6 protein-coding genes and 1 tRNA gene are annotated in these 9,549 nt (G+C 41.2%); 4 read left to right on the top strand and 3 right to left on the bottom strand.

From position 1 onward, the window contains the following. Positions 1 to 39: 39 nt before the first annotated feature. A tRNA-Tyr gene (locus BCU68_RS14275) sits at positions 40 to 124 on the bottom strand. A gap of 287 nt (positions 125 to 411) precedes the next feature. On the opposite strand from BCU68_RS14275, the gene BCU68_RS14265 reads away from it, so the two are divergent. The 3 genes from BCU68_RS14265 (at position 412) to BCU68_RS14255 (ending at position 5,137) form a co-directional block, all read left to right on the top strand. Continuing rightward, entirely contained in the window at positions 412 to 1,485 is a 1,074-nt protein-coding gene (locus BCU68_RS14265; RefSeq protein WP_102565426.1) for an efflux RND transporter periplasmic adaptor subunit, read from the top strand. After that, positions 1,485 to 4,598 carry a vibriobactin export RND transporter permease subunit VexH gene (vexH, locus tag BCU68_RS14260; protein ID WP_102565425.1) on the top strand — a complete coding sequence of 1,038 codons (3,114 nt, stop codon included), beginning with the start codon at positions 1,485 to 1,487 and terminating at the stop codon, positions 4,596 to 4,598. Before BCU68_RS14265 ends, vexH begins: the two co-directional genes overlap by 1 nt. 224 nt (positions 4,599 to 4,822) lie before the next feature. Continuing rightward, entirely contained in the window at positions 4,823 to 5,137 is a 315-nt protein-coding gene (locus BCU68_RS14255) for a DUF1244 domain-containing protein (protein WP_102565424.1), read from the top strand. Positions 5,138 to 5,221: 84 nt separating this feature from the next. Here BCU68_RS14255 and BCU68_RS14250 read toward each other — a convergent pair whose 3' ends face one another. Continuing rightward, positions 5,222 to 6,286 (bottom strand): PLP-dependent cysteine synthase family protein, encoded by a 1,065-nt coding sequence (locus tag BCU68_RS14250; RefSeq protein WP_102565423.1) that lies wholly within the window; start codon positions 6,284 to 6,286, stop codon positions 5,222 to 5,224. A gap of 124 nt (positions 6,287 to 6,410) precedes the next feature. Between BCU68_RS14250 and BCU68_RS14245 the strand changes: the two genes are divergently transcribed. After that, on the top strand, positions 6,411 to 6,869 hold the full coding sequence (locus tag BCU68_RS14245; RefSeq protein WP_102565422.1) for an Lrp/AsnC family transcriptional regulator: 459 nt from the start codon (positions 6,411 to 6,413) through the stop codon (positions 6,867 to 6,869). A 576-nt stretch (positions 6,870 to 7,445) separates the two neighbouring features. Here the strand turns inward: BCU68_RS14245 and BCU68_RS14240 are convergent. Then, a complete protein-coding gene (locus BCU68_RS14240) occupies positions 7,446 to 9,206 on the bottom strand; it encodes a sodium:solute symporter family protein (RefSeq protein WP_102565421.1) in 1,761 nt (586 codons plus the stop codon). Positions 9,207 to 9,549: the final 343 nt, after the last annotated feature.

The following is a 9,549-nucleotide window of genomic DNA, read 5'->3' as shown; positions in this document are numbered from 1 at the left end:
ATCAAGTGGTCTCAATGTCATACGACACTAAGTAAAATATGGTGGAGGGGGACGGATTCGAACCATCGAAGGCGGAGCCGGCAGATTTACAGTCTGCTCCCTTTGGCCACTCGGGAACCCCTCCAGGGGGCACTCATCTTACTTCATTAAAAGTAAGCTCGAAAGAGGTTTTCCCAACACATCTCTCAAGTGCGGAGCGAATCATAGCAAACTCGACCAAGCTGTAAAGTGTTTTTCTTATCATTTTGAATCGAATGCTGCCTTTTTCAACAAACCTGTCAGAAAACATACATTTTGCTGCGTTATTATACATCTATTTACCTACTTTATTTATTACTCTTTACACTTCTTGACGTTATAACGCCTTGAATGTGGTTAAAATAAAGTGAACTAAAATTTTTGGAACTAATAATGAAAAATAAAAAACTGTTATCTTTATTAGCCGTATCGATAATTACAGCATCATCATCCGTAGTAGCAGCACGTGACTTGTCAGTGCGTCCTACCAGCGTTGTTACCGAATCAGTGGACACCCATCAAGTTTCCCAGTCTCTTTCCCTGATCGGTAAATTGAAATCAGAGCAAGCCGTGATTATTTCTCCTGAGGTAACAGGTAAAATTGATTTAATTTCAGTAAAAGCCAATCAAAAAGTGACAAAAGGGCAGTTGTTGGTTCAATTACACGACGATAAGGCGCAAGCAGCACAATCAGAAGCACAAGCTTACCTGAAAGATGAGCAGCGTAAATTAAAAGAATTTGAACGTTTAGCTGCGAGCAATGCCATTACTCAAACAGAAATTGATGCTCAGAAAACCAATGTTGAAATTGCTAATGCGCGTTTAGCAGCCTCTCAAGCTAATTTGAAAGATTTACATATAACTGCGCCATTTGCAGGGACAGTCGGCTTTATTGATTTTAGTCGCGGAAAAATAGTGAGTGCTGGCGCGGAATTATTTACGCTCGATAATTTAGATGCGATGGAATTGGATTTACAAGTCCCAGAGCATTACCTCTCGCAATTATCGAAAGGTATGAAAGTGCAAGCCTCAACAAGCGCGTGGGGAGAAACCATCTTTGAAGGCATCGTGACAGGTATTGATTCTCGCATTAACCCTGAAACTCTGAATTTACGCGTTCGAATTCAATTTACTAATGATGACGGCAAGTTGAAACCAGGTATGTTAGTTGCGGCGAATATGGATTTCCCAGCAATAGAAGCGGCAATTATTCCAGTGCAAGCATTAGAGTACTCAGGCACTAAGCGTTTTGTTTATGTTATTGGTGATGACAACAAAGCACTGAAAACAGAAGTGATACTTGGCGCGCGTATTGGTAATCAAGTTGTCATTGATAAAGGGTTAGAGATCGGCCAGCGTATTGTCGTGCAAGGTTTAGTTAATATTAGAGATGGTGCAACAGTGGCAGAGATTGGTGCTGATGGAAAACCAAATACCGCACCCGTCGTTAAAAAGGACGTTAATTAATGTTGTTGTCTGATATATCCGTAAAGAGACCAGTTGCAGCCATCGTATTGAGTTTACTGTTATGTGTCTTTGGTATTGTTTCGTTTAATAAACTCGCTATTCGAGAGATGCCTGATATTGAAAGCCCAGTCGTATCGGTTAGTATCCGTTATTCAGGGGCATCTGCGACTATTATTGAGAGCCAGATAACCTCGGTAATAGAAGATCAATTATCAGGAATTAGTGGGGTTGATGAAATCACATCGACCACTCGTAATGGCATGGGACGAATTAAGATCACCTTTGACTTAGGTTATGATCTTAATACTGGTGTGAGTGATGTGCGTGATGCGGTTGCTCGATCACAACGTTCATTACCCGATGAAGCCGATGATCCTATCGTGGCAAAAGATAATGGTAGCGGTGAAGCATCCATTTATATCAATCTTAGCTCCTCAACGATGGATAGAACGCAACTGACTGATTATATTGACCGTGTTTTGCAAGACCGCTTTAGTCTTATATCAGGTGTGAGCTCGGTTAGTACTTCGGGTGCCTTGTACAAAGTGATGTACGTTAAGCTTAAGCCCAATTTAATGGCAGGTCGCGGGGTGACCACCGCTGATATTACCAGCGCATTAAGAAGCGAGAATATTGAAAGTCCTGGTGGTGAAGTTCGCAATGATGCGATTGTCATGTCAGTTCGAACCGCTCGTTCTTATGCCAACGCAGAAGATTTTGACTACCTTGTTGTTAAGCATGCCAGCGATAACACTCCTATTTATTTAAAAGATGTAGCGGATGTCTATCTTGGGGCTGAAAATGAGAACTCAACCTTTAAGAGTAATGGTGTTGTCAATGTGAGTATGGGGATTATTCCTCAAACTGATGCCAACCCACTAGAAATCGCGGAGTTAGTGCATAAAGAGGTTGATAACGCACAAAAGTTCCTACCAGAAGGCACATCACTTGTGGTTGATTACGATTCAACCATCTTTATTGACCGTTCTATCTCTGAGGTATTTAGCACACTATTTATAACGGGTGGTTTAGTTATTCTGGTTCTATATATCTTTATAGGACAAGCAAGAGCGACACTAATCCCTGCGATTACCGTACCTGTATCTTTGATCTCTTCTTTTATTGCCGCTTACTATTTTGGTTTCTCGATTAACTTAATTACCTTAATGGCACTTATTTTATCGATTGGTTTGGTTGTTGATGATGCAATCGTCGTCGTTGAAAATATTTTCCACCATATAGAAAAGGGCGAGTCACCACTGGTTGCGGCTTTCAAAGGAACGCGTGAAGTTGGCTTTGCGGTTGTTGCTACAACACTTGTTCTCGTTATGGTTTTCCTACCGATCTCCTTTATGGATGGTATGGTTGGTTTGCTATTTACTGAGTTCTCAGTGCTGCTTGCCATGTCAGTTATTTTCTCGTCATTGATTGCCTTAACATTAACACCGGTTTTAAGTAGTAAATTGCTTAAAATGAACGTAAAACCAAATCGATTTACGTTAGTTGTTGAGCGTTTATTTGTTCGCTTAGAGAGCCTTTACCGACGCTTACTTGCTTATGTTATGCGCTTACGTTGGTTAGCCCCTTTTGTCATTATTGCTTGTATTGGTGGCAGTGGTTATTTAATGAATCAAGTACCCGCACAACTCGCTCCGCAAGAAGACCGAGGCGTTATCTTTGCCTTTGTGCGTGGTGCTGATGCAACAAGTTATAACCGTATGTCTGCCAATATGGACTTGGTAGAAGGGCGACTTATGCCACTGTTAGGGCAAGGCTTCTTAAGATCATTTAGCCTTCAGTCACCCGCTTTTGGTGGTAATGCGGGTGACCAAACTGGCTTCGTTATTATGCAGCTAGAAGACTGGGATGATCGTGAGATCACTGCGCCAGAAGCACTGAATGAAACACGCAAAGCATTAGCCGGCTTACCCGATATCAAGGTTTATCCTTTTATGCCGGGCTTTCGTGGTGGATCAAGTGAACCGGTTCAATATGTACTCGGTGGTGCAGATTATAGTGAGCTACAGACCTGGGCTGATAAGTTAGAGCAGATTGCTGAAAACTCACCAATGATGGAAGGGGCATCAACGGACTACTCTGAAAAAACACCTGAGTTGGTGATTAATGTTGATAAGCAACGTGCTGCTGAGCTAGGTCTGAGTATTTCGGATATTTCTGATACGTTAGAAATTATGCTGGGTGGCGTGAGTGTTACGACGTTTGTAGAACGTGGTGAAGAGTACGACGTTTATTTACGTGGTGACGAAGATAGCTTTAATAATGCAACCGATTTAAGTCGTATCTACATGCGAACTCAATCTGGTGAGTTAGTTACGCTAGATTCAGTGACTAACATTGAAGAAGTCGCATCAGCCGTTCGTTTGTCGCATTACAATAAACAAAAGGCGATCACGATAAAAGCCAACCTTATTGATGGCTATACATTAGGACAAGCATTGGATTTCCTTGACCAGCAGGCGATTGACTTGCTACCAGGTGATATCTCAATTAGCTATTCTGGTGAGTCAAAAGACTTTAAAGAGAATCAGTCGAGTACTTTATTTGTCTTTGGTTTAGCGCTCTTGGTTGCCTACTTAGTCCTTGCCGCGCAGTTTGAAAGCTTCGTTAACCCATTAGTGGTGATGTTTACCGTTCCGATGGGGATTTTTGGTGGCTTCTTAGGTTTAGTCGTTATGAGTCAAGGGCTTAATATTTATAGCCAAATTGGCATGATCATGTTGATCGGTATGGTAACGAAAAACGGAATACTTATCGTTGAGTTTGCTAACCAATTACGTGATCGCGGTGTTGAGTTTGAGCAAGCGATTATTGATGCCTCTGCGCGCCGTCTACGCCCAATCTTAATGACGGCGTTTACAACACTTGCTGGTGCGATTCCTTTAATCACGTCAACAGGCGCAGGTTATGAAAGTCGTGTTGCTGTGGGTACCGTTATCTTCTTCGGTATGGCATTTGCGACGTTAGTTACCTTGCTAGTAATACCTGCTATGTATCGCTTGATATCAGGGTTAACGCGCTCCCCAGGTCATGTTGAGTCAGAGCTAAATAAAGCACTGGATCATGAACACAAAGGTCGTATTAGTCACGGCTAAATGGATTAATCGACACTTTATATCGTGATAACTAAGCCCTTATTCGACTTGGAATAGGGGCTTAATTTTATCTGTCAGTCCATGATTTATGCCGTGATTGCTATCTGGTCAGCATTTATGATCTATTTTGATAAAGATCAGGCTTTAAAAAAAGAGCAATTTAAACGATGATAAAAGTAGAAGTAAAACGATAATATATCAGCCATAACAGTCGAGGTCAGGGAATGTCAGATTTTAAATACCAAACACTTACACAAGAGCAGCAAGATAAGCTTGATGCAGCCGCTTTTCGCCGCTTATTAGCCCATTTAGATGATAATAAAGATGTGCAAAATATTGATTTAATGATTCAGGCAGGCTTTTGTCGAAACTGTTTTAGTAAGTGGTATAAAGCCGCTGCGGATGAGCAAGGTATTGAGTTAGAGCTTGATGATGCACGTGAGCGAGTATATGGAATGACTTATGATCAGTGGAAGCTAAACCATCAGCCCAAAGCTACGGCAGAGCAATTAGCGGCATTTGAAGCTAAGTCTAAGTAGGTGAGTTTAAGCTATTACAGTTCAATGGGGATCAAATCAAATGATTACCCACTGAACTTATATTAATCCACGGAAGTTATGGACCTACATCTTCCCTGTGGCTGCGAAGTTTTCCAGTTGGGCGGCATAAGTAGATAGATCGCCAATATTCTCTTTGACCCAATGGGCATCATAATAGCTATCTAAATAACGTTCACCACTGTCACAGAGCAGAGTAACGATAGAGCCTTTTTCTCCACGAGATTTCATTTCACTAGCGAGTAGCAACACACCATATAAATTGGTGCCCGTTGACGCTCCCACTTTACGCCCTAGCAGTGTTTCTAACCAATGAGCCGTTGCAATACTCGCAGCATCTGGAATGGTACGCATCTCATCAATCACACCTGGAATAAAGCTCGGCTCTACGCGTGGACGACCAATACCTTCAATTCTACTGCCACGATCACCAATAAGGTTTGGATTACCAGTTTTAAAGTAGTCATGAAATACGGAGTGCTCGGGATCAACCACACACAGCTTAGTCGTGTGTTTTTGATAACGAATAAAGCGACCGAGTGTTGCTGAAGTACCACCTGTTCCTGGGCTCATAACAATCCAACTTGGAATGGGATGATCTTCTAGCATCATTTGGTTGAAGATAGAGTTAGCGATATTATTATTGCCTCGCCAATCCGTAGCACGTTCAGCGTAGGTAAATTGGTCCATGTAGTGACCGTTTAATTCAGCCGCTAAGCGATGTGATACTGCATAAATCTCATCGGTGCGATCGACAAGGTGTGCTTGACCGCCATAGAATTCGATTTGCTCAATCTTAGCTCGAGCAGTCGATTTTGGCATAACAGCGATAAAGGGTAGACCTAACAAACGAGCAAAATACGCTTCTGAAACAGCAGTGCTGCCCGAAGATGACTCTATAACAGTAGTTTCAGGACCAATCCAACCATTACACAGCGCATAGAGAAAAAGAGATCGAGCTAAACGGTGTTTTAATGAGCCTGTAGGGTGAGTGCTTTCATCTTTTAAGTAAACATCAATGCCAGCAATCGAAGGTAGATCAAGTTTGAACAGGTGAGTATCGGCAGAGCGTTGAAAGTCGGCTTCAATTTTACGAATTGCATTATTAATCCACTGATGATCGGTACACATGATTGATATCCTTGTTAAGATGATTAGAATAATTTACCTATCAATGCAGGGAAAAGCTTTGCTATATTTACTCTATATTGACTAGTTAATAGAAATTTATTCTACAGGTGAAAGGTTTTGTGAAATGGATTTGGATAAAACGGATAAAGCGTTACTTAAGAAGCTGCAGCAAGATAGTACGACTTCGCTAGCGGAGTTGGCTGAAGCGGTAAATTTAACAACAACGCCATGTTGGAAGCGCTTAAAGCGACTGGAAGAGCAGGGGATCATAGGCAAGAAAGTGGCGCTGCTTGACCCCGATAAACTGGGCTTAGCTTTTACAGCCTTTGTCATGATTAAAACCAGTGATCACTCTCATGAGTGGTACCATCATTTTGTTGAAACCGTATCCCCCTTTCCAGAAGTGATGGAATTTTATCGTATGGCTGGAGAGTACGATTATATGATGAAGGTACTGGTGAAGGACATGAAGGCTTTCGATGGTTTTTATAAGAAACTGGTAAATAGTATTGATGGCATCTCTAATGTCACCTCAACCTTTGCGATGGAGCCATTAAAATACACGACAGCGCTACCAATTTAGTCTTAGCAAGCTTATATAGAAATGATCATTACCACTTATGTGATGACCGTTCACATTTGGAATTGTAGTCACTGTCGTGTTTTTAATATGCAATCAATTTGTCACATTTCTCTTTTAAATTGGTATTTATCAGCTAAACGTTTGCTATGTATTAACTTTATACAAAAGTGAATATTTTAGTTTGTGCTATTATTAATTTGTGATCTATGCACTAGGCAAAAGAGAACTAGAGAGATAGATTCATAGGGAAGACAAAAATCAATAGGAAAGCTCAATGAAGAGCGAATAAGGATATGAAGATGAAAAAAATGAGAAGAGCTCAATTGCATCGTGTTCGAATTCAGTACTGGAAAGACACGAGCAAAGAAGTGGCAAAAAAATCGCAATAATCATTCTCAAGATGATAATGCACACAGTCAAAGGTCTTCAATAAAGGCAATGACGTTCGAAAAAAACTCCTGACTCCTCAGGAGTTTTTTAGTTTTGGAGCAGGGTATATAGTATATGAAGAACAGCACATACAAAAAAGCCTCGCTAAAAATAGCGAGGCTTTTAAATTTAACGGTTTAAGTTAAATTAGTTAGCTTGTTCTTGTTCAACACTGCCTGTCTTAGCTGCGTTAACAAGTAAGATACCAACAGATAGAACCATAGAACCACATAGTAAGAACAGCAGGCGACCAGATGGGTCATTTGGAATCAGTGCCATTGCTAGGATACCGAAACCAGCCGTTGTAATTAGTTTACCAAGCATAGTACGTTGCTTAGTATCTAGGTTACGTTGCTCTTCACCTTCAGAAACAACAGGTGTGTTCCAGTTAGTAAATAGTGCTTCAACTTCTTTCTCACGCTCTTCTGACAGTGGCTTGTAAACCAGTGCAGTAAGCAAGAAGAAACCACCAGTAAAGAACACGTGAGCTGCTAAGCTTAGACCAACTTTCAGGTCAGCCCATTCACGAGAAGTGAGTTCTTGTGATAGACCAAACAGGCTCTCGATATGGTGAGCTTGTAGAGAAATACCAAAGATGTAAGAAACGAAACCACCAACAACAAGCGTTGCCCATGCAGACCAGTCTGGAGTCTTACGAATCCACATACCTAGTAGTACAGGGATAAGCATTGGGAAGCCGATTAATGCACCAACGTTTAGAACGATATCAAATAGGCTCAAGTGACGTAGTGAGTTAATGAACAGACCAATCGAAATGATAATAATACCCATAGCAACAGTCGTTAGCTTACTTACAACAACTAGCTCACGCTGGCTTGCTTGCTTACGAACAATCGGGCTATAGAAGTTCATTACGAAGATACCAGCATTACGGTTTAAACCAGAATCCATAGAAGACATGGTTGCAGCGAACATTGCTGACATTAGTAGACCAACCATACCTGCAGGCATTACGTTCTGTACAAAGGCAAGGTAAGCAGCATCACCAGCTTTATCACCCATAGAAGCGTATTGCTCAGCAAATTCTGGCATGAATGCACTTACGTACCAAGGTGGTAGGAACCAAATTAGAGGACCAACAACCATTAGGATACATGCAAGACCAGCAGCTTTACGTGCGTTCTCACTATCTTTAGCACATAGGTAACGGTAAGCATTGATGCTGTTGTTCATTACACCAAATTGTTTAACGAAAATGAACACTACCCATAGAACAAAGATGCTTACGTAGTTCAGGTTATTACCTAGTACGAAGTCACCGTTGAAGTTTTCAACGATATTACCAAGACCACCACCGTGGAAGTAAGCAGCAATCGCACAAGTAATTGTTACAGCCATGATGACAAGCATTTGCATGAAATCTGATGCAACAACGGCCCATGAACCGCCAGTTACAGACATGATAACCAGTACAATACCAGTGAAGACAATCGTCGCTTCCATTGGGATGTTGAAAACAGCGGCAACAAAGATTGCTAGACCGTTTAACCAAATACCCGCAGAAATAAGGCTGTCAGGCATACCTGCCCAAGTAAAGAATTGCTCTGATGTTTTACCAAAACGCTGACGTACAGCCTCAATCGCTGTTACAACACGAAGCTGACGGAACTTCGGAGCGAAGTACATGTAGTTCATGAAGTAACCAAACGCGTTGGCTAAGAATAGAATTACAACAACAAAACCGTCGTTGAATGCGCGTCCTGCAGCACCTGTGAACGTCCATGCTGAAAATTGTGTCATGAAGGCTGTAGCACCTACCATCCACCATAACATTTTACCGCCGCCTCTGAAGTAATCACTGGTTGAGGTGGTGAACTTACGGAACATCCAACCAATAGCGATTAAAAAGAAGAAGTAGGCAAGAACAACAAAAGTATCAATAGTCATTTTTACAGCCTTTTAAATGTAGATCATATTAACTGGCAGCAAGAGTACTCTTTTTCCTTAGTCATTTGTACTACAATAAGCCTATAGTAGTAGGCTCTCTTCTCGTTTTGTGATCTATATCCGGAAGTTAAAACTAGGTAAATATAGATATCATGGTATCTGCATGGTTTTTATCGTTTTTTTTGTCATTAGTTGGATGACTTCACTTCGTTGATTATTTGTAATACAAAACGTGTTAAGGTGTGTGAAAAGTGTGATCTCGATAAGGTTTGTGAATGTGTTTTCGCGAGGTATATAAACAAAAAAACGAACCTGAGGTTCGTTTTTTATTAAATATTTACAA

The organism is Vibrio sp. 10N.286.49.B3, assembly GCF_002873395.1.
GTDB lineage: Bacteria > Pseudomonadota > Gammaproteobacteria > Enterobacterales > Vibrionaceae > Vibrio.
This window is presented reverse-complemented; position numbering and strand designations above follow the sequence as displayed.